Raw genomic sequence first — 24203 nt, 5'->3', positions numbered from 1 at the left:
CGCCGGTGGGTGGGGCGGGGGCCCGGGTGTCGCCGGGACGGCGGTGGAGAGGGGCGCGGCGCGGCCGGCGGCGGGGGGCGGGCAGGGCCGCGCGTACCAACCGGTCAGGCGGAGCGGCGACAGCTCGTGCTCGTGACGCGGACGAAGTCCACGTGGCGACGGCGTACGAGCAGGATCATGGGCCCATAGTACCGCTCACCCTCACTCTCCCAGGTGACCTGGGCCACAGGCCCTTGATCCGCAGGGGCGGCGGACTCCGGTGGCGGGGGACGGCGGGGGCGGGGGACTGCGGGGGCGGCGGACTGCGGGGGCGGCGGACTCCGGTGGCGGCGGACTCCGGTGGCGGCGGACTCCGGTGGCGGCGGACTCCGGTGGCGGCGGACTGCGGGGGCGGCGGACTCCGGTGGCGGGGGACGGCGGGGGCGGCGGACTCCGGCTGCGGGCCGCCGCCCCGGTGGCCTACTCTCCGGCGGCCACTGCGGCTGTCGCGGCGGCGGGGCAGGGGGCGTCCGTACGGTGCGGGGGCGGCGCGGGGGCCGGTTCGGGCTGGTCCCGCAGCAGGTCCATCAGCCCGGCCCGGGCCCGGGCCACCCGGGACCGCACCGTCCCGATCGGGCAGCCGAGCGCGGCGGCGGCCTCCGCGTAGGGCAGGCCCAGCAGCTGGGTCAGCACGAAGGCCTCGCGGCGTTCGGCCGGGACGGCGGCCAGCAGCTCCGCCAGGGCGATGCCGTCCTCGAATCCGGGGGTACGGGGCTGGCGCCGTTCGGCCTGGTGCTGCCAGTCGTCCCGGTCGCAGAGCCGGGGCCGGGCGGCGGCGTGGCGGAAGCTGTCCACCACGGTGCGCCGGGCGATGGACAGCAGCCAGGTGCGCGCCGAGGAGCGGCCCTCGAAGCGGTGCAGGCTGCCCAGTGCGCGCAGGAAGGTCTCCTGGGTGAGGTCGTCGGCGGTCTGCGGATCGGCGCTCAGATAGGCCACATAGCGCCAGACGTCGCGGTGCAGCAGCCGGACCAGGGACTCCACCGCGTCCGGGTCGCCCTGCCGGGCCGCCATGGCGATCCGGGTGACCTCCTCGTCGGGGAGGGCGAGCGGGCGGGTGCGGCCCCGGGAGGGCGCGGGGCGGGTGGAGAGCGGGGACGGAACGGGGGACAGGAGGGCAGCGGTCATCGCGACGTGTCCTTCGGGGTGTCGGAACCGGCGCGCGGTGCGCGACCGGGGTGCGGTACGGCCTGCCGGACGGCATGGCCGATGCCCGAGGCGCGGCGCGAAAGGCGCGCGCGTCGGGGTGCCGGCTGTCAGCTGACAGCGGTTCCGAGCGGTGGTCCCCGGGTTTCCCGGGAGGCGGCGAGCAGCAGCCGGCGCAGCCGGGTGGTGGCGCGCCGGCGGCGCGGGCGCGGTGAGGGGGTGGCGGGCAGCGGTACGAGGTGGAAGACCACTCGGAGCGGCGCCGAGAGCAGGCCCGCGACGGCGTGCACGGCGCGAAAGGCGACACGTTCGCCGTAGGCCAGCCAGAGGCCGCAGAGCAGCGCGGCGAGCAGGTGCGCGGAGAGCATGCCGAGCGGCGACATGGCGGCCATGTCATGGCCGGCCGCCGCGACCGTGGCGGCGGAGTCGGCGGCCGGGGCATGGGTGGCGGGCATCGCCGCGGACATCGGGTCGGCGGCGGAGGCCAGTCGGTGGGCCGGTTGCCCGGTGAGCGCGAGCGCGGTGCCGTGGTGGGCGGCGGAGGCGGCCGATCCGTGGGCCGGGTGCCCGGTGAGCGCGCCGCCGTGGTGGCCGAGGTGCGCCACCGGGTGCGCCGGGGCGGCCGGTGGCGCGGGCGGACGGCAGAGGAGGTGGCCGGTCCAGTGGTCGAGCAGGGAGGCCCCGGCGGGCCGGGCCGTGGTCATCGCCTGGGTGAGCGTGAAGGCGGCGTGCAGTCCCGCCTGGGCGGCCACCGTCGCCGCCGTCACCACACCGGTCGGGCGCTCACGGCCGGTGCAGCCGTACGCCAGCGCCCCCAGCACCGCGAAGGCGGCGGCCAGTCCGGGCCAGGCGACCGGTGAGCCGGACATATGGACATGGCCCACCGCGGCGAGCAGCACACAGGTGGCCGCGAAGGTCGCGGCCCTCACTGCTCGGCTGCATCGGCCTGGAGTCATGGCGGGGCTCATCCTTGCACTGATCGGCGCCTCCGACAGGGGCTGGTACGGAAATCGGCGCCCCGATCCGTCACTTCGTCAGCTGTGGCGTACGCCACAACTCCAGCCGGGAACCACGCGGTTGGCCGGTACGACCACTGGGGGCGGGCCGGTCGTCCGCGACCGTGGAGGCGAGGAGGGCGGGCATGGCGCGGCGGACGGACGGGAGCAAGGCCGGTGCGGGTGCCGGAGCGGGCGGGGGCGGGGCTCCGGCGGGCCGGACGACGAGCGGGGCGGGTGCCGGAGCAGGCGGGGACGGGGCTTCGGCGGGCGGCGGGCACACCGCGCTGACCGCGATGCTCACCGCGGCGATGGCCCTCTCCATGCTCCAGCTGTTCCTGCTCGGCGCCCTCGGGCCGCGGCTCACGGCGGACCTGGGCGTCTCACCGGTGCTGCTCGGGCTGACCACGACCTTCGGCTTCGGCACGGCCGCCCTGCTGTCACCGCTCGGCGGGCGGACGGTGGACCGGCTGGGTCCCCGCCGCACCCTGGTGGCGCTGGCCCTGGTGGCCTCCCTCGCGCTGGGCCTGATCGCCCTCGCCCCGGGGGCGGGGCTGCTGCTCGCCGCCGTGGCCCTGGGCGGCGTACCGCAGGCGCTGGCCAACCCGGCGACCAACAAGGCGATCGTCGCCGCGGTGCCGCCCGCCGCCCGGCCCGGGGTGACCGGCTGGAAGATGTCCGGCGTCCAGCTCGGCGCGTTCGCCGCGGGCCTCCCGCTGGCGGCCCTGACCGCCGCGGCGGGCTGGCGGGCGGCGCTGTGGACAGCGGCCGTGCTGGCCCTGGGCACCGCGCTCTGGGCGGCCCGGCTGCTCCCACCGGACCCGCCGGCCGCTCCCCGGGGGCGGGTGGTGCTGGTCCCGCGCGGGCATGTGGCCTGGCTGGCGGGGTTCTCGCTCTTCCTGGGGGCGGGGATCGCCTCGGTGAACACCTATGTGTCGCTCTTCGGCGACCGGCGCCTCGGGCTGGGGCCGACGGCCGCCGCCGCGCTGATCGCCGTCCTCGGTGTCACCGGGATCGCGGGCCGGGTCGGCTGGTCGAAGGCGGCCCGCCCGGGCCGGGCGGAGTGGCTGCTCGCACTGCTGGCCGCGGGCTCGGTCGGCGCCGCGCTGCTGCTGCTCGCCTCGACCGGGGCACCGTGGCTGGTCTGGGTCGCGGTGCTGGTCTTCGGGGTGTTCGCGGTCTCCGGGAACGCGGTCTCCATGGTGCTGGTCGTCCAGCGGGCGCCCGCCGGGCGGGCCGGGCAGGACTCCGCGCTGGTGGCGGCGGGCTTCTTCGCCGGGTTCGCGGTGGGGCCGCCGCTCTTCGGCCTGCTCGCGCAGAGCGGGCGGTGGCAGGACGGCTGGCTGCTGGTGGCCGCCGAGTTCGTGCTGGCCGCGGCGGTGGCGGGGACCTGGGCGGTGCGCGACCGGCGGGGCGGGATGGGTGGCGGGGTGGACGGCGGGGTGACCCGGCCCTCGGCGCGGGGAGCGGCGTGAGGGCCGACCCGGAGGCCGAGTGGGGCGGTGCGGACCTCGGCGCGGGGAGCCGTATGAGTGACGGCCCGGAGGCCGGACGGGGCGGTGCGGACCTCGGCCCGGGGAGCCGTATGAGTGACGGCCCGGAGGCCGAGTGGGCCCCGGGGGTCCTGAACCCTGATGCCCGGTGGGCCCGGCGGGGGCACGTGAGCCCTGCTGCCCGGTGGGCTCGGGAGGCCCTGGGGCGGGTGCTGGAGCGGGTGGCGGTCACCCGGGAGGCGGTCGGGGACCGTTTCCCGTTGTACGCGGACCCGGTGGACGGCGGCTGGACGACGACCCGGCGCGGTTCCTGGACCGGGGGCTTCTGGGCGGGTCTGCTCTGGCTGCGGGCCCGGGCCACCGGGGACGCGGGCGACCGGCGGGCGGCCGCCGGGTGCACCGACGCGCTGGCCGGGTGGGTGGAGGCGGACACCGTCACCCGGGGGCTGATCCTCTGGTACGGGACGGCGCTCGACGAGCGGGCCTCGGCGGCCGCCCGGTTGCGCGGACGTGCGGGCGGCGCCCTGCTCGCCGCCTTCGACCCCGGGCTCGGCCTGGTCCCCTGGGGCGCCGCGCTGGGGGGTGACCGGTTGCTCGCGCGCACCGACGGACTGCCGGGGACCGGACAGTTGTTGGGGTGCGCGGGGGCGGCGGGGGTGAGGGCCGCAGCGGCCCACCTGGACCGCCATCTGGAGCTGTGTCTTCCGGGAGACGCGGCGGAGGCGGTGCGCCCGGCCTGGCGGTTGCGGCCCGGCGGTGGCTGGGAGCCGTGCGAGGAACCGCGGCCCGGGTGGAGCCGGGGCGAGGCCTGGCTGCTGCTCGCCCTCGCCGACGCGCTGCTTGTCCCGGCGTACGGGGGTGAGGAGGTCCCCGCCCGGGTGGCGGCGGCCGCGGTGCGGCTCGCGGACGGGCTGCTCGCCGGGCCCCTGGTGCCACCGGCGGACGCCGGGCGGGACGGGAGTCCGACGGACACCTCGGCCGCCGCGATCGGCGCCGTAGCCCTGCTGAAGCTGGCCCGGGCGCGGCCCGGGTCCCCGCTGCCGGGCGCCGCCGGTTACGAACGGCGGGCGGTCGACGTACTGCGGCGGCTGGCGGACCACCATCTGTCCCGGCCGGAACACGGTCGCCAGGGCGGCGGGCGGCCGGCCGGGATGCTGCTGGACGGCTGCTATGACGCCGACCGGGGCCTGGCCGTACGCCATGAGCTGGTGTGGGGCGACTTCTTCCTCGCCCTCGGGCTGGCCGCCCTCACCGGACTGGTCGACCCGGTCTCCGTATAGCGGGTCAGCTTCCCGCCGGCGGCTGCGGGCCGTAGGTGCGGAGTATCCGGCGGGCCACCGAGGTGATGTGCAGCTCGTCCGGGCCGTCCAGGACACGGGCGGCCCTGCCGGTGCGCTGGAGCGCGGGCAGCGCGGTGTCCGGGCCCAGCCCCTCGGCGCCGTACACCTGCACCGCCGCGTCCACCACCCGCTGGAGGGTACGGGCGGCGGCGACCTTCGCCAGCCCGACCTCGGTACGGGCGTCCTCGCCCCGGTCGAGCAGGGCGACGGCCTCATGGACCAGCGGCCGGGTGGTGCGCAGCGCGAGCAGGGACTCGAAGACATGCTGCTGGACGAGTTGGTGCCCGCCCAGCGCGGCCCGCCCCCGCTCACCGCCCCCGGCGGCCCGGGCGCACATCAGGTCGAAGGCACGCTGGGCCTGCCCCAGCCAGCGCAACGCACGCAGGGTGCGGCCGAGTTGGAGGCGCTCGGCGGCGACGGCCAGACCCCGGCCGGGGGTACCCAGGACATGCTCGGCGGGTACCGGGACGGCGTCGAAGGCCAACTCGCCCTGCCCGGCGGCGCCGAGTACCGGCAGTTCGCGGACGAAGCGGAACCCGGGCGCGTCGGTGGGCACCAGCAGCAGGGTCAGCCCCTCGCGGTCGCCGTCGGCACCGCCGGTGCGGGCCAGCACGGTGACCCAGTCGGCCTCGGCGGCCCCGGAGGCGAACCACTTGCGCCCGGTCACCTTCCAGCCGCCGCCCGGCACCGGCTCGGCACGGGTGCGCACCCGGGTGGGGTCGGTGCCCGGGACATCCGGCTCGGTCATCGCGTACGAGGCGGAGAGCTCACCGGCGACCAGGGGCCGCAGCCAGCGGTCGCGTACGGCGGCGGTGGCGTGCCGGGCCAGCATCCCGGCGTCCAGCAGGGTGGCCGAGCCGAGCGCGGCCGGGCCGTGGTCGCTGGCGCCCTCCGCCTCGGCGACGGCGGCGTACCGGCGCAACCCCAGCCCCCCGCCGCCCAGTTCGGCCGGAAGGGGCAGCGCCCACAACCCGGCGTCCCGGGCCCGCCGCCGCAGCGCGCCCAGCGTCTCCCGGGCGGCCGGGCCTCCGGCGTCCAGCACCGGCTCGCTGGGGATGACCCGCTCCCGGACGAACTCCTCGACGCGCGACCGCAGTTTCCCGTCCTCGGGTGCGGTATCGGCGGGCGGCGACTGGCCCATGGGCGCTCTCCGGTCTGCCGGGAACTCCCGGCGTCGGCTCTCCGACTGTCTCTTCCGTGGAACGGGTCGGGCCACCGCACCGGCTGGTTCCCGCCGTCGACAGGACCTCGGGCGCCGGCCACCGCCGCGCCGGGGAGAGGAGAGGCATGGCGTCACCAGTCACCCCCCGGACAGACAGCCCCCGGACGGACACCGCCCGGACAGACACCCGCAGGACGGACACCGGCCGGATGGGCAACGACCGAGGAGCCGCCGACGGGAGGGCATCCGACGGGAGGGCATCCGACCGGATGGGCGGCGACCGGGGAGCTGCCGATCGAGCGGCCTGCTGGACGGGGCGGCCGCTGGAGTCGTTCCGCTTCCGCCCGTCCGGGCCGGCGCCGATCGCGGAGGTGGTCGCGGAGCAGCTGCGCACCCTCGGCGCCGAGGTCGTGGACGACGGGGAGGCGGCGGAGGGGGGTCAGGGTCTGCTCTCCGGCGGAGGTTTCGACCCGGTCGCCGTGCACACCGCCTGGTCCGCGCCCGGGACCGGCCTGGTGGACGAGGCCACCGTGCAGGCCGCGACCGGGATCATGGCGGTGCACGGGCGCCGGGACGGCGCCCCGCGCGGCCTGGCGGCCGACTACACCGCCACCGCCACCGGGCTGCTGACCGTGCAAGGGCTGCTGGCCGCGCTGGTCGCCCAGGCACGCGGCGGCTCGGTGCGCCGGGTCGCCACCCGGGCCGACCGCGCCGGGCTGCTCACCGTCTCGCAGTATCTCGCCGCCGCCGGTGCGGAGGAGGGCGAGGCGGCCGAACTGGCGCCGGGCGGCCCGCCCTTCACCTCCGCCGAGGGGACGCTGTTCGAGCTGGAGACCCTGGACGGGGCGGTGTGGGCGCGGTTCTGGCGGACGCTGGGCGCGCCAGAGGAGGCGGTACGGGCCGGGTGGCGGCCCTTCCAGTTCCGTTACGCCACCGCCTGCGCGCCCTTCCCCGCCGAGCTGCACGCCACCACCGCGCGGCACACCCTGGCGGCGGTGGCGCACGCGGCGGCGCAGGCGGGCGCCGATGTCTGCCGGCTGCGCACCCTGGCCGAGCGGGCCGCCGAACACGACGGCCGACCACCGCTGCGGCTCTCCCCGTCGGACCCCGGGCGGCTGCCGCAACTCCCGGTGCCCTCGGCCGGGGCGATGGGCGGGGCCTCCGCTGGGGCGCAGGGCGGGCCGCTGGCCGGGCTGACCGTGCTGGAGGCGGGCCGCCGTATCCAGGCCCCGCTCGCCGCCCATCTGCTGGGGCTGCTCGGCGCCGAGGTGGTCCGGATCGAGCCGCCGGGCGGTGACCCGCTGCGCGGGATGCCGCCCACCTGCTCCGGGATCTCCGCCCGCTGGCTGGCGCTCAACCGGGGCAAGAGCGCCGTGGAGATCGACATCAAGTCGCCCGCGGACCGCGAGCGGCTGCGCGAACTGGCCGCCGGGGCCGATGTGTTCCTGCACAACTGGGCCCCCGGCACGGCCGCCCGGCTCGGTCTGGACTCCGGTGACCTGGCCGGGGCCAACCCGGCCCTGGTGTACGCGTACACCGGCGGCTGGGACGACCGGATCGACGACGCCCCGATGGGCACCGACTTCATGGTGCAGGCCCGCACCGGGGTCGGCGAGGCGGTCCGGCCCGAGGGGGAGCCGCCCGCGCCCAGTCTGATGACGCTGCTGGACGTGCTGGGCGGACTGCTCGGGGCGCAGGCGGTGCTGGCGGGCCTGCTGCTGCGGGAACGTTACGGCAACGGGGTCGGCGTACGGGTGGACTCCTCGCTGCTCGGTGCGGCCGACCTGCTGACCGGGCCCGCGCTGCGCCGGTTGGCCCACGGCGGGTCCCCGCGCCGCCCGGCGGGCTTCCGCGCCCCGCTCCGTACCGCCGACGGCTGGGTCGCCCCGGCCGACGCCTCGGCCCCGGCGGCCCGGGCCCGTGACCTGACCGGCCTCGCCACCGGCGACGCCCTCGCCCTGCTGGCCGATCAGGGCCTGGCCGCGACCCGGGTCACCACCGACCTGGCCGAGCTGCCGGCACCCTCCGGCGACGACCCGCACGGGGCCGGTGCGGTCGGCCGGGACGCGCTCGGCGCCCCCGCCGTGCCCAGCCCATGGGCCTTCGGATGACCCCCGCCCCGTCCGCCTGAGCACGGCCCCCGGCCACCTCACCTCTTACGGAGCTCCCATGACCCTCGCCCTGCACGACCTCCTCCCCGCCGAGCTGCGCCGCTCCTGGATCACCGACGGCACCTGCCCCGACCTCGACCTGTACAGCCTCTACCGGGCCCGGCAGATCGCCGAGCTGCACCGCACCGCCGTGATCGACGCCAAGGGCGCGCTCTGCTACACCGCGCTGGACCGCCGGGCCCGATGTCTGGCCGCCGGCCTCAGAGGCCTGGGCATAGGCCCCGGGGACGTGGTCGGCGTCCAGCTCCCCAACGGCCGCGACGCCGTCGCCGCGGATCTGGCGCTCGCCGCGCTGGGGGCGGTCGCGCTGCCCTTCCCCGTCGGCCGGGGCGCGCTGGAGGCCGAGTGCCTGCTACGGCGCGCCGAGGCGGTCGCCGTCATCGCCCCCGTAACGCACCGGGACACCCACCCCGCCGCCGAACTGACCGCTCTGCGAACCGCGTTGCCCGCGCTGCGGCACATCATCGCCGCCGGGCGCGGGGACGCCCCCGAGGGCACCGTCCCGTTCTCCCGGCTCACCCGCACCGACGCCGCCGGCTTCACGCCCGCCCGGCCCGACCCGGACGGCGCCGCCCGGATCCTGGTGTCCTCCGGCTCCGAGTCCGAGCCCAAGATGGTCGCCTACTCGCACAACGCGCTGGCCGGCGGGCGGGGCAACTTCCTCGCCTCGCTGCTGCCCGACTCCACCCCGCCGCGCTGCCTGTTCCTGGTCCCGCTCGCCTCCGCGTTCGGCTCCAACGGCACCGCCGTCACCCTGGCCCGGCACGGCGGCACCCTCGTGCTGCTGGACCACTTCACCCCCGAGGCGGCCCTCGCCGCGATCCGCGAGCACCGGCCCACCCATGTCCTGGGCGTCCCCACCATGATCCGGATGATGCTCGACCGGCTGGCCCGGGAGGAGGCGGACGCCGAGCCGCTGCCCGCGCCCACCGCGCTGGTCCTCGGCGGCGCGCCGCTCGACGAGACCACCGCCCGGGAGGCCGCCGAGGCGTTCGGCTGCGCGGTCGTGAACCTCTACGGCTCCGCGGACGGCGTCAACTGCCACACCGGGCTGGACCACCGCACCCCGCCCACCGCCCCGGACGGTGTGGTCGCCGGCCGCCCGGACCCCCGGGTCGCCGACATCCGCATCACCGACCCGGACACCCGGGAGGCGCTGCCGGACGGCCGGGTCGGGGAGATCACCGCCCGCGGGCCGATGACCCCGCTCTGCTATGTCGGCGCCCCCGAACTCGACGCCCGCTACCGCACCCCGGACGGCTGGGTGCGCACCGGCGACCTCGGCTACCTGGACGGGGAGCGGGTGCTGCATGTGGTCGGCCGGCTCAAGGACGTCGTCATCCGGGGCGGCGCCAACATCAGCCCGGCCGAGGTCGAACGCGAGCTGCGCACCCACCCGGCGGTGGGCGACGTGGTCTGCGTGGGGGTGCCCGACCCGCTGATGGGCGAGCGGCTGGCCGCCTGTGTGGTGCCGCGCGGCGGGGCGGCGGCACCGACCCTGGAGGCGCTGTCCGCGCATCTGGACGCGCGGGGGCTGGAGCGGCGCAGACACCCCGAGCGGCTGCTGGTGGTGTCCGGCCTCCCGCTCACCCCGGCCGGCAAACCGGACCGGGCCGCCCTGCGCGCCCGGCTGACCGAGGCGGAGGCGCGCGGCGCCTCTGATACGGGGACGGGTGCGGGTGCGGCCCCCGGGGCCGGGATCGGTGCCGGTGCCGATGCCGGGTTCAGGCCCGGGCCCGGCCATGGCCCCGGGGCCGTCGCCGGGCCACCGCTGGCGCACGCCGGTTGACCGGAGCCGGGTGATCCGGGCGGGGTGGCCTGAGCCGGGTCGCCCGAGCCGAGTGACCCGGGCGGGGCCACCTGGTGGGCGCCCGCCCGCTTCCCGCCCCTACCGATGGGAGACCCATGAACCGCAGGAACCTGCTCCGCGCCTCCACCGCGCTCGGCGCCGCCGGGGCGGTGGGCGCGGCCGCCCCCTCCCCCGCCACCGCCGCCTCCCCGGGGGCGCGTACCGGCCCCCTCCGAGTGCAGGTCGTCCTCTTCGACGGGGTGGAGGAGCTGGACTTCGCCGCCCCCTACGAGGTGTTCTCGGCGGCCCGCTTCTTCAGCTCGCGCCCGGTCGAGGTGCGCTATGTCTCCGCGACCGGCCCCGGCACGATCCGGGCCGCGTACGGGACGAGGGTCGAGGTCGAGCACGGCTGGGCCCCGCGCGAGGCGGACGTCCTGGTGGTCCCCGGCGGGGGCTACGGGCGCCCGGACGGACCCGGGGTCTGGGCCGAGATCCGGCGGCGGACCCTGCCCGAGGCGCTGGCGAAGGCCGTCCGGCCGGGGCTCACCGTCAGCGCGCTCTGCACCGGGGTGATGCTCCTCTCCGCAGCCGGCCTCACCCGCGGCCGCCCCTGCACCACCCACCACCGGACCCGGCCCGAGCTGGAGAAGCAAGGGGGTGTGCTGAAGAACGCCCGGGTGGTGGACGACGGGGACCTGGTCACCGCCGGCGGGATCACCTCCGGGCTGGAGCTGGCGCTCTGGCTGGTGCGCCGGGAGCTGGGCGCCGAGGCGGCCACCGGGGTGGAGACCATGCTGGAGTACGAGGCCCGCGGCACGGTCTGGGTGCCGGACCGGCGACGCTGAGCCGGTAGGGACCGAGGGGTACGGGGGCCCGGGGCCCGTACCCCTCCCGTACGGGAAGGGGCCTCGCCCGGGGCCCCCGCACCCTCCTTTGATCCCTCAGGAAGTGCCCAGGGCCTTCTTCAGCGCGCCGGCCGCGTCGCGGTAGACCCGCAGCAGATCCAGGTCGTCACCCGGGTAGTTGGCGATCGCCACCTGCTCGGCGCCGGAGCCCGGCAGCACCGGGCCGGTCGACATATGGGCGTTCTCCAGCACCAGGGCCGGCTTCTTCGCGGAGAGCTCGCCGAGCTGCGCCGGGGTGACCGGCTCGGGCCCGTAGGTGCCCACCAGGCCGGCGCCCGCCAGCCTGGCCGCCCAGGTGGTGAACACCTGGCTGACCACGTTCGGGCTGCTCCCGCCCGGCCAGGCGGCCTTCAGCTCCTTGCCCAGCGCCGCGTACTCGGTGTCGAAGTCCTTCTTCCAGGCCGTCGCCGCGCCCCCGGTGCCGAACTTCTCCCCCAGCCGGGTGACTTCCGCCTTCATCCTGACCGGGTCGTTGTCCAGCCCGACCTCGACCAGCTCGGCCTTCGACCCGGCGGCCTCCTTGATCTTCTCCGCGTACGGCTCGAAGGGCGCGTAGAGCACGAAGTCCGCGGCGGCGACGGCGGCCAGGTCGGAGGGTTTGGGATCGTAGTCGGGGGCGTGGTGCACCGACTGGGGCACGATGACCTCGATGTCCTTCGCCCCGGCCGCCTTGGCGAAGGCCCCCTCCCAGGTGGTGGTCACCACGACCCGGGGACCGTCCTTCTCCGTCCTCTTCTCCTTCCCCTGCGCCTGGCCGGCCGGCTCGTCGTTCGCGCAGCCGCTGACGAGGGCCGCGGCGGCGCTCAGTGCGAGGATGGCAGGGAGGGTGCGGCGGGTGGGGATGCGGACGCGGATGCGCGCCATGAGCGGTCTCTCCGTTCGGGTATGCAGTGGACCGCGAGGACGACGGCCCCCGCGGTCAGGACGAGGACCGGGCCGGGCGGCCAGTCCAGCCAGAGGGCCATGAGGAACCCCGTCAGATTGACGGCGACGCCGATGGTCACCGCCCACACGGTGATCGAGGTGAGCGACGAACCCAGCCGCCGGGCCGCCAGGGCGGGCAGCAGCGTCAGGGCGTCGACCAGCAGCGCACCGGTGAGTTTGATCGCCCCGGCGACGGACACCGCCACCAGGACCAGCAGCAGCAGCGTCAGCGCCCGTACCGGCACGCCTGAACACTGGGCCAGCTCCCGGTCGTGCAGCAGCAGCCCGAGGTCCCGGCGCCGCCACCAGAAGAGGGCGGGCACCACGGCGGCGAGCACCCCGAGGACCACCAGGTCGGCGGTGCCGACGGACAGGATGGAGCCCCAGAGCAGGGCGAAGGCGCCCGAGGCATTGACCCCGGAGACGGCGAGGACCAGCAGCGCGGCCGCGATCGCCAGGCTCATCAGCAGCCCCATCGCGCCGGAGAGCCCGCTCGGGGTGCGGGCCAGCGGGGCGACCGCACCGCCCGCCAACGCGCAGGCCAGCAGGGCGCAGACCATCGGGTCCAGCCCGGTCCACAACCCGACCGCGACCCCCAGCAGGGCGACATGCATCATCGCGAACCGCACCGGCATGATGTCCAGCCCGACGATGACCACTCCGATCACCGGCAGCCCGACCGCCGCCAGCAGCAGCGCGATCCCGGCCCGCTGCACCGGCACCAGCTCCAGCAGCGCGCCAACATCCGCCGCCACGACAGTGATCGCACTCACCGGACCTCCCGCAGCCGCCCCGCGGCCATCTCCAGCACCCGGTCGCACCGTTCGGCGAGCGCCCGGTCATGGGTGACGATCAGCAGGGTCACCGGCAGCTCCGCCAGCACCCGGGCGGCGTCCTCCTGCCCGGCGAAGTCCAGGGCGGCGGTGGGCTCGTCGGCCAGCAGCACCTGGGCGCCGGCCGCCACACAGCCGAGCGCCCGGGCCAGGTACATCCGCTGCAACTGCCCGCCGGACAGGGTGTCCAGCGGCCGGTCCAGCACCTCCGCCACGCCCAGCCGCCCGGCGGCCTCCACCGCCTCCCGTACCGCCGCCCCCCGGTCCGCCCCGCCCAACCGCCCGCCACTGGCCAGCAGTTCGCGGCCGAGCAGCGGGAACCTCCCGGTCGCGGGCTTCTGCGGGATCCAGGCGCAGGCCCGCCGCCGCCAGGCCCACTCGGCGGAGGAGCCCGCCTCCCGGCCGCCGACCCGGATGGTGCCGGCGGAGTGCCGGTGCAGTCCGAGGACGGCCCGGAGCAGCGTCGACTTGCCCGAGCCGTTGGTGCCGGTCAGCGCGACCCGCTCACCGGCGGCGATCTCCAGGTCCACGCCGTCCACGGCCCGTACCCGTCCATGCCGGCAGACCACCTGCCGCAGCCCCACGTCCAGCCCGCCCATCCCGTCCCATCCCCGGCCCTACCGCGCGGTCACCCGCCCGGCGGCACGAGGGCCGGTCCGGCGGGCGGCGGAGGCACCCGCCCCTCCACGCACCAGTAGTCGGACGGACGGCGGCGGTGGTTCCCACCGCTTCCGGGGACCCGGTGTTCGCCGGTCCACGTACTGCCCGCCGGTGGAGGTCGCCGGCCGGGCGGTCGCCGCGGTCGGCCGAGAGCAGGCCCAGCCCCGCCCCGGCGGTGAAGGCCGTCACCGTGGCAGCCGAGGCGGCGAACCCGGCGAGGACGCCGACCGGGACGGGCCGGGAGGCAAGAGCCCGGCCGCGGTGCCCGCGGGCGGCGAGCGGACGGGCCGGCACCACGCGCGCGGCGCACGGCGCCGGGTAGCCGACCATCCCGCCGAACATGTGGACGGTGCCGTGGGCGCTCAGGAGCTCACCGTCTGGATCCAGCCCGCCTCATCGAGGGCCAGCTGGCTGATCGCATTGCGGGTGAAGTCGAAGCCATCCCGGGTGAGGCCCTGGACCAGGCCCATGGCGAGGAACGGGAGGCCCGCCGGTCGCACGGCGGAGGTGCGGGGGGGGCGTCAGGAGGGCGCTCAGGGCGTGGGTCATGACCGGCCTTCCTCGCCTGTCGGGGTGTCAGTAGTTCGGACCGGGCGAGGAAGGCGACGTCATCGGCGCGGGCGGTGTGCCCCGGGTCAGACCGCCCGGTCACTCACCCGGTGGCCGGAACCGGGCGCTGGGCGGGTCCGTCGTAGCCGGCGAGCGGGCGGATCAGGGCGTTGCGGGCCGGCTGCTCGGTGATGTGGGCGGTCCAGCCGGTGACCCGGCTCATCACGAACAGCGGGGTGAAGACCGGGATGTCGAAGCCCATCAGGTGGCGGGCGCCGGGCGTTTGACACCCTCCCCCGCATGCGCGAATCTCGGCTGACTGAGGGACCGCCGACCAGCCGAGAGGGCCGTACGTGACGAGCGAGGAGCTGCTGGCCGTGCTCGCCGCGGTGGGCCACGCGCAGCGGCTCCGGGTGATCGCCGAGCTGTCCGAGGGCCGGCTCTACGTCAGCGAACTGGCCCGCCGGTTGGGCATCTCCCGCCCCCTGCTCTATATGCACCTGGAACGCCTGGAGAAGGCCGGCCTGATCATCGGCACCCTGGAGCTCTCCGAGGACGGCAAGGCCCTGAAGTTCTTCGAACTGGCCGACTTCGACCTCCACCTCACCGCCGACACCATCCTGGCCGCCGTGCGGGCCGGCGACTCGGCGACGGGTGGCACGGCGACCGGGGACGGGTCACCGGCGGCCGACCAGGCGAAGGACACCGTCAAGGAAGAAGCGAAGAGGGGGAAGCGCACATGACAGGCGCGATTGTTGGCATCGCCGTGGTCCTGATCATCGCCGGGGGCGTCACGGCGAGTCTGGTCGCCTACTTCAGGCTCCAGCGGCACCGGGCGGACGCGGCGGCCATGGCCTCGTACCGCGAGCTCGCCGAGGAGGCGACCGCCCGGCATGGCGCGCTTCAGGACCAGTTGGCCGAGCTGACGGACCGGGTGAAGACCGTCGAGGGGCTGCTCCGCAGCGTGGACTGACCCTGCCGCAGGCATTTTCGGGCGAGGCCCCGACGCGTACATCGCGTCGGGGCCTCGCCTTGTCTCCGTTCCCGAGTGGGGTGCCACGCGACGCCCGGGCACTGCTTGACTGATTGACCCGACACCTGTCATTTTTTTCTGACACCAGTCAGACGATCAGTCAGTCACAGGGAGCGGGGAACCGTGGGCAAGAAGCCGATCACCGTACGGATGGCGAGCTGGAGCGCGTTACATCCCGGCCGGGCGATCGCCGGGTGGTTCGCCTTCGTGGTGCTGTGCCTCGTCGTCGGCATCGCCGCGGGGACGCACAACGCGGAGGCCGAGGACTACCGGGTGGGCGAGTCGGGGCGCGCGGACGCCATCGCCACCTCGCGGGGGTTCCAGGAGAAGCCCACCGAGCAGATCATGATCACCGCCAGGTCGGGTGCCCTGGACGAGGCCGCGGCGCGGGGCGCGGCCCGGGCGCTGACGGACCGGATGGCGAAGCTCCCCGAGGTCCTGGACGTGGCCGACCCGGTCCGCTCCCGGGACGGCCGGATGCTCATGGTCGAGGTGACCATGAAGGGCGTCAAACTGGAGGCCAAGGAGCACGTCGACCCGCTGCTCGCGCAGACCGGTGCGGTCCGGGAAGCCCATCCGGACCTCCTGATCGAGGAGACCGGCGACGCCTCGGTCAGCAAGGGGCTCAACAAGCAGCGCGGTGACGACCTCGCCAAGTCCGAGCTGATCACCTTCCCGATCACCCTGGTCACGCTGCTGCTGGTGTTCGGCTCGCTGGTCATGGCCGCGGTGCCGCTGCTGCTGGCGGTCAGCTCCATCGTCGGGGCGGTGGGACTGTCGATGGTCGCGTCACACCTGCTGCCCGACGCCGGGGTCGGCACCAACGTCATCCTGCTGATCGGCATGGCGGTCGGCGTCGACTACACGCTCTTCTACCTCAAGCGCGAACGCGAGGAGCGCGAGCGGGCGGACGGGCGGCTCAGCCCGGAGGCGCTGGTCGGGATCGCCGCCGCGACCTCCGGACGGGCGATCGTGGTCTCCGGCCTCGCGGTGGTCGTCTCCACCGCGACCCTCTACCTCGCCACCGACGTCATCTTCTCCTCGCTGGCCACGGGGACCGTGATCGTGGTCCTGGTCGCCGTCGCCAGCTCGATGACCGCGCTGCCCGCGCTGCTGGTGAAGCTCGGCCACCGGCTGGACCGCCGCGCCGCCAAGACCGCCGCCCGCGGCAAGCGGCCCCGCGGCCGCGACCGGCGGTCCACCGGCCGGCTCTGGGAAGCCCTGCTGCGCCCGGCCCGCACCCGCCCGGGCCGCACCCTGCTCGTCGCCGCCCTCGTCATGCTCGGCCTCTCGCTGCCCGCCCTCGGGATGGAGCTGCGTGTCCTGAACAAGGACACCCACTCGCGGCAGATCCCGGAGATGCGGACCTACGACCGGCTGAACGACGCCTTCCCCGAGCTGCGGGCCGAGCACCGCGTCGTGGTCGAGGCGGACCCGGCGAGCGCCGTGCAGACCGGCGCCGCGCTGCGCGAGTTGACCTCACGCGTCCGGGCCGACCGCACCTTCGCGGACCGGGCGCCCCGGGTCCGGACCTCCCGGGACGGCCGGGTGACCGTGGTCGAGTACGCGGTGCCGTTCCGGCTCAGTTCGACCGAGGCCACCGCCTCCCTGGACCACCTGCGCCGGACCCACCTGCCCGCCACACTCGGCAAGGTCGCCGGGGCCGCCTACGCGGTGGACGGGCCGATCGCGGTCGACGCCGACTACCTCGACCACCAGAACCGGAAGCTTCCCCTGGTCGTCGGCTTCCTGCTGCTGCTGACCTTCGCGATGACGGTGCTGGTGTTCCGCTCGGTGGTGATCGGGCTCATCGGCGCGGCGCTCAACCTGCTCTCCGTGGCGGCCGCCTTCGGCCTGGTGGTGGTCTTCTTCCAGTGGGGCCTGGCCTCCACCCTGTTCGGTTTCGACCCCAGTGCCACCAGCGCCATCGGCTCGCGCGTCCCGCTCTTCCTCTTCGTGATCCTCTTCGGGCTGTCGATGGACTACCAGGTCTTCGTGCTCAGCCGCATCAAGGAGGCCGCGATGGCGGGGGCACCCACCCGGGAAGCGGTGCTGGACGGCATCGGCGCATCGGCCAAGGTGGTGACCAGCGCGGCGATCGTGATGGTGACCGTGTTCTCCAGCTTCGTCTTCCTGCACCTGGCCGAGATGAAGCAGATCGGCTTCAGCCTCGCGGTCGCCGTCCTGCTGGACGCCTTCGTGATCCGCGTGATGATCCTGCCGTCCGCCCTGGTCCTGCTCGGCGACCGCACCTGGTGGCCCTCCCGCCCTCCACGCCACCCCCGTCCGGCCCCCGCCCCCCACCTCCCGGCGCCGGAGCCCTCCGAGTCGTCGTCCGGCGGCCGCAGCAGGTGATCAGGACCGGTACGACCGAAGTCGGGCGGAGGACAGCCTGGGCTGGGGCGCGGCTGTCAGGTCTCCGGGCCGTCTTCGGGCTCCACCGGCCGCAGCAGGTAGGTGTCCATGATCCAGCCGTGCCGGGCGCGGGCGTCGGCGCGGACGTGGCGGATCTCGTCGGCGACGTCGGCGAGGCGGCCGGAGATGAGGAGTTCGTCGGGGGTGCCGAGGTAGGCGCCCCAGTAGATCCAGAGGTCCCGCCCTTCGAGGCGGGTGAAGGACTCGTGGGCGTCGAGCATCACCACGGTGTCGCCGTCGTGGGCGGTGGCGGCTTCGGGGAGGCGGCGGGCGGGGGTGATGTGGATGGGGCGGCCGACGCGGTTGAGGGTGGTGCGGTGGCGGGCGGCCAGGGTCTGGACGCTGGTGATGCCGGGGATGACCTCGATGTCGAGGGCGACGGTGCCGCGGTCCTCGATCTCGTCCAGGATGGCCAGGGTGCTGTCGTAGAGGGCGGGGTCGCCCCAGACCAGGAACGCCCCGGTCTCGCCGGGGGCCAGCTCGTCCAGGATGAGCCGTTCGCAGACGTCGGCGCGGCGGCTGCGCCAGTCGTGGACGGCGGCGGTGTAGGAGCCGCGGTCCTGCTCGGAGCGGTCCCGCCAGGGGTCCTGGCCCTCGGCGACGCGGTAGCCGGGGCGGGCGTGCTCGTCCAGCATGGCGCGGCGCAGGTCGGTGAGGGAGGACTTCTCCGGGCCCTTGCCGAGGATGAGGAAGACATCGGCCCGGCGGATCGCCTTGACCGCGGCCAGGGTGAGGTGGTCCGGGTCGCCTGCCCCGATGCCGATGACGAGGAGGCGGCGCCGGCTGCCGGGCTGCTGGGTGGTCATAGGACGAGACCTTAGAGGGGGTGGGGCGGGGACCGGGACGCAGGGTGCAGGGGCGGGGCCGGCCGCCCCGCCCCGTGGCGGCCGGGATGGACGGCCCCCGTACCGGTCAGCGGTGGGTGAACTCCGGGGGGCGCTTCTCGGTGAACGCGGTCATGCCTTCCTTCTGGTCGGCGGTGGCGAACACGGCGTGGAAGACGCGGCGCTCGAAGCGGACGCCCTCGGTGAGCGTGGTCTCGAAGGCCCGGTTCACCGCCTCCTTGGCCATCATGGCGACCGGCGCGGACATCGAGGCGACCGTCTCGGCGACGGCCAGCGCCTCGGTGAGCAGGTCACCGGCCGGGACGATCCGGGACACCAGCCCGGCGCGCTCGGCCTCCTCGGCGTCCATGGTCCGGCCGGTGAGGCAGAGCTCCATCGCCTTGGCCTTGCCGACGGCCCGGGTCAGCCGCTGGGAGCCGCCGATGCCGGGGATGACGCCGAGCTTGATCTCCGGCTGGCCGAACGTGGCGGTGTCGGCGGCCAGCAGGATGTCGCACATCATGGCCAGCTCGCAGCCGCCGCCCAGCGCGTAGCCGGCGACCGCCGCCACGGTGGGGGTGCGCACCGCGGCGAACCGGTCCCAGCCGGCGAACCAGTCCGCCCCGTACATGTCCATGTAGGACTGCGGGCGCATCTCGCCGATGTCGGCGCCGGCGGCGAAGGCCCTGGCCGATCCGGTGACCACGATGCAGCCGGTGTCCGGGTCGCGGTCCAGCGCCTCGGCCGCGGCGACCACCTCGTCCATCATCTGGAGGTTGAGGGCGTTGAGCGCCTTGGGGCGGTCGAGGGTGATGAGGGCGGCCCGGCCCTTGCGCTCGACCCGGATGGTGGAGAAGGGGTGGGTGGAGGGGTCGAGGACGGTGGTGGTCACGACAGGGGTCCGATCTCGGGAGAGGGAGAGGGAGAGGGAGACGGGGAGGAGGGCCCGCGGAAGGTGCGGATGATGGCGGAGAAGTCCTGCTCGGCGCCGGGCCCTTCGGCGAAGGCCGCGTACATCCGGGCGGCGGCCAGGCCGAGGGCCGCGTCCACCCCGCCCTCGCGGATGGCGTTGGCGGCGAGCCCGAGGTCCTTGGCCATCAGCGGCGCGGCGAACCCCGGGCGGTAGTCGCGGTTGGCGGGGCTGGTCGGTACGGGGCCGGGGACCGGGCAGTTGACGGTGAGCGCCCAGCACTGGCCGGAGGCGGTGGAGGCCACGTCGAAGAGGGCCTGGTGGGACAGGCCCAGGCTCTCGCCGAGCACGAAGGCCTCACCGACCGCGATCATCGAGACGCCCAGGATCATGTTGTTGCAGATCTTGGCGGCCTGTCCGGCGCCGGCCGCCCCGCAGTGCACGGCCTTCCTGCCCATGGCCGCGAGCACCGGTTCCGCCTCGGCGAACTCGGCCTCGCCGCCGCCCGCCATGAAGGTGAGGGTGCCGGCCTCGGCGCCCATCACCCCGCCGGACACCGGGGCGTCCAGCGCGCGGTGCCCGGCCGCGGCGGCCGCCTGGTGGGCGGCCCGGGCATCGGCCACGTCGATGGTGGAGCAGTCCAGGAAGAGGGTGCCGGGGCGGGCGGCGGCCAGCAGGCCCTGCTCGTCGTAGAGGGCCAGGACATGGCGGCCGGCCGGGAGCATGGTGATGACGAGCCCGGCCTCGGCTGCCGCCGCCGGGGCGGAGGGGGCGACCTCCACTCCGGCGGCCTCGGCGGCGGCCAGTGACTCGGGCACCAGGTCGTAGCCGACCACCCGGTAACCGGCCCTGACCAGGTTGGCGGCCATCGGCCCGCCCATATGGCCGAGTCCTATGAAGGCGATGACGGGGCGGGGGGACGTCACCAGGGCACCTCCTGGGCCGGGTCACGGTCGGGGGCGGGCAGGCGGAGTTCACGGTCGTCGCCGAGCGGGGCGAAGAAGCGGCGTACGTCCTCGTCGGAGACCTCCGCGAGGGCGGCCGGCCGCCAGCGCGGCTGCCGGTCCTTGTCGATCACCTGGGCGCGTACGCCCTCCACGAAGTCGGGGTGGGAGAGGGCGGCGCAGGAGACCCGGTACTCCTGCTCCAGGACCCGCTCCAGCGGCCCGAGCCGGCGGGCCCGGCGCACCGAGGCCAGGGTCACCTTCAGCGCGGTCGGCGACTTGGCGGCCAGAGTCTCGGCGGCCTCCTTGGCGGCGGGCGCGCCGTGCGCGAGCAGCCGTTCGACGATCTCCTCCACCGTGTCCGCGGTGTAGCAGGCGTCGATCCACTCCCGGTGCCCGTCCAGTTCCCCGGGCGGGGCGGGGCGGACATGGCGGGGGACGACCTCGTGGACGGGGTCGGTGGCCAGGTCGGTGAGGAGGGCGGGGAGGGCGGCGGAGGGGACGAAGTGGTCGGCGAGGCCGCAGAGCAGGGCGTCCGCGGCGCCGACCGGGGCGCCGGTGAGGGCGAGATGGGTGCCCAGCTCGCCGGGGGCGAGGCCGAGGAGGTAGGTCCCGCCCACGTCGGGGACGAAGCCGATGCCGGTCTCGGGCATGGCCACCCTGGAGCGCTCGGTGGTGATCCGTACGGTGCCGTGGGCCGAGACCCCGACGCCGCCGCCCATCACGATGCCGTCCATGATCGCCACGTACGGCTTGGGGTAGCGGGCGATCCGGGCGTTGAGGCGGTACTCGTCGCGCCAGAACGCGGCCGCCTCCTCGGTGCCGGCCCGGGCGGAGGCGGAGATGGCGCGGATGTCGCCGCCCGCGCACAGCCCGCGCTCCCCGGCTCCGCTGATGACCACGGTCTCCACGGCCGGGTCGTGCTCCCAGGCGTCCAGGGCGGCGGCCAGGGTGGTCACCATGGGGTGGCTGAGCGCGTTCAGCGCCTGGGGGCGGTTGAGGAGGAGGTGGCCCGCCCGGCCCTCGGTCCGTACCAGGACCTCCGGGTTCCCGGGGTCCGGCTGCGGGCTCATCGGAGGGCCTCCGTGAGGCCTCGCGCCACGATCACGCGCATGATCTCGTTGGTTCCTTCCAGGATCTGGTGCACCCGCAGGTCGCGGACGATCTTCTCGATGCCGTACTCGCTGAGATAGCCGTACCCGCCGTGCAGCTGGAGGGCCCGGTCGGCGACCGTGTACCCGGTGTCGGTGGCGAACCGCTTGGCCATCGCGCACAGCCGCTGCGCGTCCGGGCCGCCCCGGTCCAGGGCGTCCGCGGCCTGGCGGACCAGCGCCCGGGCGGCCGCCAGCTCGGTGGCCATGTCGGCCAGCCGGAACTGCAGCGCCTGGGCGTCCAGCAGCGGTGCGCCGAAGGCCTCCCGGTCGGCGAGGTGGGCGAGGCTGCGGTCCAGGGCGCTCTGGGCGCCGCCCAGCGAGCAGGCCGCGATCCCGAGCCGGCCGCCGTTGAGCCCGTGCATGGCGATCCGGAAGCCGTCGCCCTCGGCGCCCAGCCGCCGGTCGGCCGACACCCGCACCCCGTCCAGGATCACCTGGCGGGTGGGCTGCGCGTTCCAGCCCATCTTGCGCTCGTCGGGCCCGAAGGAGAGCCCGGGGTCGTCCCGTTCGACCACGAAGGCGGAGATCCCGCCGGGGCCGCCCTCGCCGGTACGGGCCATCACCACGTACACCTCGGAGGCGCCGGCGCCGGAGATGAACTGCTTGACGCCGGTGAGGACGTACGAGTCCCCGTCCCGCTCGGCGCGGGTGCGCAGCGCGGCGGCGTCGGAGCCCGCGCCCGGTTCGGTCAAGCAGTAGCTGCCCAGCTTCTCGGCCGCGCACAGGGCGGGCAGCCAGCGCTCGCGCTGGGCCTGGTCCCCGTACCGGTCGATCATCCAGCCGACCATGTTGTGGATGGAGAGGTAGCCCGCGATGGACGGGCAGCCGGTGGCCAGCACCTCGAAGACGAGGACGCCGTCGGAGCGGGTGAGGGCGGAGCCGCCGTGCTCCTCGCGGACATAGACACCGCCGAGGCCGAACTCGGCGGCCCGGCGCAGGACGTCCAGCGGGAAGTGCTTGTCCCGGTCCCAGGCGACGGCGTGCGGCGCGAGGTGCTCCTGCGCGAAGTCGAGGGTGACTTCGGCGAGGGCGAGCTGGTCCTTGCTGAGGGCGGTGCCGCCCATGGTGGTGGTAGTGGTGGCCATCGCGGTCAGCCCATCGTGGGGATGGTGAAGCTCGCGCCCTCCTTGACCCCGGAGGGCCAGCGGGAGGTCACGGTCTTGGTGCGGGTGTAGAAGCGGATGGCGTCCGGTCCGTGCTGGTTGAGGTCGCCGAAGCCGGACCGCTTCCAGCCGCCGAAGGTGTGGTACGCCACCGGGACCGGGATGGGCACGTTGACGCCGACCATGCCGGTGTCCACCCGGCGGGTGAAGTCGCGGGCGGTGTCCCCGTCCCGGGTGAAGATGGCCACGCCGTTGCCGTACGGGTGCTCGCTGGGCAGCCGCAGCGCCTCCTCGTAGTCGGCGGCCCGGACCACCGAGAGCACCGGGCCGAAGATCTCCTCGCGGTAGATCCGCATGGAGGGGGTGACCCGGTCGAAGAGGGTGGCCCCGGCGAAGAAGCCGTTCTCGTGCCCGGGGAGGGTGAAGCCCCGTCCGTCCACGACGAGTTGGGCACCCTCGTTGACGCCGATGTCGACATAGCGGGTGACCCGGTCCAGGGCGTCCCGGCCGACCAGCGGCCCGAAGTCGGCCTCGGGGTCGTCGGAACGGCCGATCCGCAGGGTGGCGATCCGCTCCTTGAGCTTCGCCACCAGGGCGTCGGCGGTCTCCTCACCGACCGGCACGGCCACCGAGATCGCCATGCAGCGCTCACCGGCCGAGCCGTACCCGGCGCCGATCAGGGCGTCCACGGCCTGGTCCAGATCGGCGTCCGGCATGACGATCATGTGGTTCTTGGCGCCGCCGAAGCACTGGGCGCGCTTGCCGTGCTTGGCGGCGGTGGCGTAGATGTGCGCCGCGATCGGCGTGGAGCCGACGAAGCCGAGCGCCCGGACGCGGGGGTCCTCCAGCAGGACGTCCACGGTCTCCTTGCCGCCGTTGACGACGTTGAGCACGCCGGGCGGAAGGCCCGCCTCCAGAAAGAGCTCGGCGAGCCGCAGCGGGACCGAGGGGTCGCGCTCGGAAGGCTTGAGGATGAAGGCGTTGCCGCAGGCCAGCGCGGGCGCGGCCTTCCACAGCGGGATCATCGCGGGGAAGTTGAACGGGGTGATGCCGGCGACCACGCCGAGCGGCCCGCGCAGCGAGTGGACGTCGATCCCGGTGCCGGCGTTGTCGGTGAACTCGCCCTTGAGCAGATGCGGGATGCCGGCCGCGAACTCGACGACGTCCAGCCCGCGTTGGATGTCGCCGTGGGCGTCGGCGACGGTCTTGCCGTGCTCGGAGGAGAGCAGCCGGGCCAGTGACTCCCGCTCCCCCTCGATGAGTTGGAGGAAGCGGAGCATGACCCGGGCCCGGCGCTGCGGGTTCCACGCCGCCCACTCGGGCTGCGCGGCCTCGGCGTCCGCGATGGCGGCGAGGGTCTCCTCCCGCCCGGCCAGCGGCACCCGGGCCTGGACCTCGCCGGTGTTGGGGTCGTGGACGTCGGCGTAGAGCCCGGAGGTGCCGGGGGTGTGCTTTCCGCCGATGAAATGGGTCAGTTCGCGGACCATGGAAGCCTGCTCTCGTCGGGTGGGACTCACGTCAGGGTTGATCCGGGCACGGCACGGCAGCCCACCGCGGCACACCGGTCGGACGCCCGCACGCCGATGAGCCGCGCGGGACGCGAAGGGGCGGGGATCTGGGGCGGGGTGGGCGCGGGGATCTGGGGCGGGGCGGGCGCGGGGATCTGGGGCGGGGCGGCGCGGGGGTTACGGACGCATGGTCGCGTCTGGGTGCGCGGAGATGCCCGGGTGCGGATGCACGGACGTGTCCGGATGGACGGACGCGTCTGGGTGCGCGGACGCGCCGGACGCGCCTGGTTGCGCGGAAGTGCCGGGCGC

The 24203-nt window shown here is 75.5% G+C and carries 21 protein-coding genes and 1 pseudogene; 8 read left to right on the top strand and 14 right to left on the bottom strand.

What is annotated here, in order from left to right; all coding sequences use genetic code 11:
- Positions 1 to 459: 459 nt before the first annotated feature.
- On the bottom strand, positions 460 to 1164 hold the full coding sequence (locus M1O15_RS22100) for a sigma-70 family RNA polymerase sigma factor (RefSeq protein ID WP_282577083.1): 705 nt from the start codon (positions 1162 to 1164) through the stop codon (positions 460 to 462).
- Between the two features lie 128 nt (positions 1165 to 1292).
- Entirely contained in the window at positions 1293 to 2138 is an 846-nt protein-coding gene (locus M1O15_RS22095; protein WP_248635850.1) for a hypothetical protein, read from the bottom strand.
- Between the two features lie 185 nt (positions 2139 to 2323).
- Here M1O15_RS22095 and M1O15_RS22090 point away from each other — a divergent pair, with 185 nt between their 5' ends.
- Both M1O15_RS22090 and M1O15_RS22085 read left to right on the top strand, forming a co-directional pair.
- A complete protein-coding gene (locus M1O15_RS22090) occupies positions 2324 to 3652 on the top strand; it encodes an MFS transporter (RefSeq protein WP_372499538.1) in 1329 nt (442 codons plus the stop codon).
- A gap of 185 nt (positions 3653 to 3837) precedes the next feature.
- Positions 3838 to 4950: a sugar ABC transporter permease gene (locus M1O15_RS22085; protein WP_248635849.1), complete on the top strand. Its 1113-nt coding sequence runs from the start codon at positions 3838 to 3840 to the stop codon at positions 4948 to 4950.
- A 4-nt stretch (positions 4951 to 4954) separates the two neighbouring features.
- On the opposite strand, the gene M1O15_RS22080 is transcribed toward M1O15_RS22085, so the two are convergent.
- On the bottom strand, positions 4955 to 6151 hold the full coding sequence (locus tag M1O15_RS22080) for an acyl-CoA dehydrogenase family protein (RefSeq protein ID WP_248635848.1): 1197 nt from the start codon (positions 6149 to 6151) through the stop codon (positions 4955 to 4957).
- Positions 6152 to 6441: 290 nt separating this feature from the next.
- Between M1O15_RS22080 and M1O15_RS22075 the strand changes: the two genes are divergently transcribed.
- From M1O15_RS22075 to M1O15_RS22065, 3 genes are all read left to right on the top strand, one after another.
- Positions 6442 to 8283, top strand: a complete 1842-nt coding sequence (locus M1O15_RS22075) for a CoA transferase (protein ID WP_248635847.1) — start codon at positions 6442 to 6444, stop codon at positions 8281 to 8283.
- Positions 8284 to 8341: 58 nt separating this feature from the next.
- On the top strand, positions 8342 to 10132 hold the full coding sequence (locus tag M1O15_RS22070; RefSeq protein ID WP_248635846.1) for an AMP-binding protein: 1791 nt from the start codon (positions 8342 to 8344) through the stop codon (positions 10130 to 10132).
- Between the two features lie 116 nt (positions 10133 to 10248).
- On the top strand, positions 10249 to 10977 hold the full coding sequence (locus M1O15_RS22065) for a DJ-1/PfpI family protein (RefSeq protein WP_248635845.1): 729 nt from the start codon (positions 10249 to 10251) through the stop codon (positions 10975 to 10977).
- A 96-nt stretch (positions 10978 to 11073) separates the two neighbouring features.
- On the opposite strand, the gene M1O15_RS22060 is transcribed toward M1O15_RS22065, so the two are convergent.
- From M1O15_RS22060 to M1O15_RS22040, 5 genes and pseudogenes are all read right to left on the bottom strand, one after another.
- The gene (locus tag M1O15_RS22060) at positions 11074 to 11901 is read right to left on the bottom strand and encodes a metal ABC transporter substrate-binding protein (protein ID WP_248635844.1); all 828 of its coding nucleotides are present in this window, start codon (positions 11899 to 11901) and stop codon (positions 11074 to 11076) included.
- Complete coding sequence (locus M1O15_RS22055) at positions 11841 to 12725, bottom strand: metal ABC transporter permease (RefSeq protein WP_248635926.1); 885 nt, start codon at positions 12723 to 12725, stop codon at positions 11841 to 11843. The genes M1O15_RS22060 and M1O15_RS22055 overlap by 61 nt, the downstream gene beginning before the upstream one ends.
- 5 nt (positions 12726 to 12730) lie before the next feature.
- A complete protein-coding gene (locus M1O15_RS22050) occupies positions 12731 to 13393 on the bottom strand; it encodes a metal ABC transporter ATP-binding protein (RefSeq protein WP_248635843.1) in 663 nt (220 codons plus the stop codon).
- A 423-nt stretch (positions 13394 to 13816) separates the two neighbouring features.
- The gene (locus tag M1O15_RS22045) at positions 13817 to 13954 is read right to left on the bottom strand and encodes a DUF998 domain-containing protein (protein ID WP_248635842.1); all 138 of its coding nucleotides are present in this window, start codon (positions 13952 to 13954) and stop codon (positions 13817 to 13819) included.
- 152 nt (positions 13955 to 14106) lie between these two features.
- Positions 14107 to 14277 (bottom strand): annotated as a pseudogene (locus M1O15_RS22040) (citrate/2-methylcitrate synthase); the annotation flags it as partial.
- A 79-nt stretch (positions 14278 to 14356) separates the two neighbouring features.
- Here M1O15_RS22040 and M1O15_RS22035 point away from each other — a divergent pair.
- From M1O15_RS22035 to M1O15_RS22025, 3 genes are all read left to right on the top strand, one after another.
- Positions 14357 to 14746: an ArsR/SmtB family transcription factor gene (locus tag M1O15_RS22035; protein ID WP_248635841.1), complete on the top strand. Its 390-nt coding sequence runs from the start codon at positions 14357 to 14359 to the stop codon at positions 14744 to 14746.
- Positions 14743 to 14976 (top strand): hypothetical protein, encoded by a 234-nt coding sequence (locus M1O15_RS22030; protein ID WP_248635840.1) that lies wholly within the window; start codon positions 14743 to 14745, stop codon positions 14974 to 14976. Before M1O15_RS22035 ends, M1O15_RS22030 begins: the two co-directional genes overlap by 4 nt.
- Before the next feature lie 210 nt (positions 14977 to 15186).
- Positions 15187 to 17391: an MMPL family transporter gene (locus M1O15_RS22025; protein WP_248635925.1), complete on the top strand. Its 2205-nt coding sequence runs from the start codon at positions 15187 to 15189 to the stop codon at positions 17389 to 17391.
- Positions 17392 to 17447: 56 nt separating this feature from the next.
- Here the strand turns inward: M1O15_RS22025 and cobF are convergent, their stop codons facing one another.
- The 6 genes from cobF to M1O15_RS21995 all read right to left on the bottom strand — a co-directional run bounded on the left by cobF (position 17448) and on the right by M1O15_RS21995 (position 23873).
- Complete coding sequence (gene cobF, locus M1O15_RS22020; protein WP_248635839.1) at positions 17448 to 18257, bottom strand: precorrin-6A synthase (deacetylating); 810 nt, start codon at positions 18255 to 18257, stop codon at positions 17448 to 17450.
- A gap of 106 nt (positions 18258 to 18363) precedes the next feature.
- Entirely contained in the window at positions 18364 to 19167 is an 804-nt protein-coding gene (locus tag M1O15_RS22015) for an enoyl-CoA hydratase (RefSeq protein ID WP_248635838.1), read from the bottom strand.
- Complete coding sequence (gene mmsB / locus M1O15_RS22010; protein WP_308282383.1) at positions 19164 to 20111, bottom strand: 3-hydroxyisobutyrate dehydrogenase; 948 nt, start codon at positions 20109 to 20111, stop codon at positions 19164 to 19166. Before mmsB ends, M1O15_RS22015 begins: the two co-directional genes overlap by 4 nt.
- Positions 20108 to 21202, bottom strand: coding sequence for an enoyl-CoA hydratase/isomerase family protein (locus M1O15_RS22005; RefSeq protein WP_248635837.1), 1095 nt, complete (start codon positions 21200 to 21202; stop codon positions 20108 to 20110). Before M1O15_RS22005 ends, mmsB begins: the two co-directional genes overlap by 4 nt.
- Positions 21199 to 22347 carry an acyl-CoA dehydrogenase family protein gene (locus M1O15_RS22000; RefSeq protein ID WP_372499544.1) on the bottom strand — a complete coding sequence of 383 codons (1149 nt, stop codon included), beginning with the start codon at positions 22345 to 22347 and terminating at the stop codon, positions 21199 to 21201. The genes M1O15_RS22005 and M1O15_RS22000 overlap by 4 nt, the downstream gene beginning before the upstream one ends.
- Positions 22348 to 22373: 26 nt before the next feature.
- Complete coding sequence (locus M1O15_RS21995) at positions 22374 to 23873, bottom strand: CoA-acylating methylmalonate-semialdehyde dehydrogenase (RefSeq protein ID WP_248635835.1); 1500 nt, start codon at positions 23871 to 23873, stop codon at positions 22374 to 22376.
- Positions 23874 to 24203: the final 330 nt, after the last annotated feature.

The sequence above is a fragment of the Streptomyces lichenis genome (assembly GCF_023218175.1).
GTDB classification, from domain to species: domain Bacteria; phylum Actinomycetota; class Actinomycetes; order Streptomycetales; family Streptomycetaceae; genus Streptomyces; species Streptomyces lichenis.
Note: the sequence above shows the minus strand (reverse complement) of the source record. Positions and strands in the feature narration are given on the sequence as shown.

Bases quoted from the DNA above. Each gene is read 5' to 3' on its own strand.
- M1O15_RS22100 (WP_282577083.1), bottom strand. From the start codon at position 1,164: ATGACCGCTGCCCTCCTGTCCCCCGTTCCGTCCCCGCTCTCCACCCGC.
- M1O15_RS22095 (WP_248635850.1), bottom strand. From the start codon at position 2,138: ATGACTCCAGGCCGATGCAGCCGAGCAGTGAGGGCCGCGACCTTCGCG.
- M1O15_RS22090 (WP_372499538.1), top strand. From the start codon at position 2,324: ATGGCGCGGCGGACGGACGGGAGCAAGGCCGGTGCGGGTGCCGGAGCG.
- M1O15_RS22080 (WP_248635848.1), bottom strand. From the start codon at position 6,151: ATGGGCCAGTCGCCGCCCGCCGATACCGCACCCGAGGACGGGAAACTG.
- M1O15_RS22075 (WP_248635847.1), top strand. From the start codon at position 6,442: ATGGGCGGCGACCGGGGAGCTGCCGATCGAGCGGCCTGCTGGACGGGG.
- M1O15_RS22070 (WP_248635846.1), top strand. From the start codon at position 8,342: ATGACCCTCGCCCTGCACGACCTCCTCCCCGCCGAGCTGCGCCGCTCC.
- M1O15_RS22065 (WP_248635845.1), top strand. From the start codon at position 10,249: ATGAACCGCAGGAACCTGCTCCGCGCCTCCACCGCGCTCGGCGCCGCC.
- M1O15_RS22060 (WP_248635844.1), bottom strand. From the start codon at position 11,901: ATGGCGCGCATCCGCGTCCGCATCCCCACCCGCCGCACCCTCCCTGCC.
- M1O15_RS22050 (WP_248635843.1), bottom strand. From the start codon at position 13,393: ATGGGCGGGCTGGACGTGGGGCTGCGGCAGGTGGTCTGCCGGCATGGA.
- M1O15_RS22030 (WP_248635840.1), top strand. From the start codon at position 14,743: ATGACAGGCGCGATTGTTGGCATCGCCGTGGTCCTGATCATCGCCGGG.
- M1O15_RS22025 (WP_248635925.1), top strand. From the start codon at position 15,187: ATGGCGAGCTGGAGCGCGTTACATCCCGGCCGGGCGATCGCCGGGTGG.
- cobF (WP_248635839.1), bottom strand. From the start codon at position 18,257: ATGACCACCCAGCAGCCCGGCAGCCGGCGCCGCCTCCTCGTCATCGGC.
- M1O15_RS22005 (WP_248635837.1), bottom strand. From the start codon at position 21,202: ATGAGCCCGCAGCCGGACCCCGGGAACCCGGAGGTCCTGGTACGGACC.
- M1O15_RS22000 (WP_372499544.1), bottom strand. From the start codon at position 22,347: ATGGGCGGCACCGCCCTCAGCAAGGACCAGCTCGCCCTCGCCGAAGTC.
- M1O15_RS21995 (WP_248635835.1), bottom strand. From the start codon at position 23,873: ATGGTCCGCGAACTGACCCATTTCATCGGCGGAAAGCACACCCCCGGC.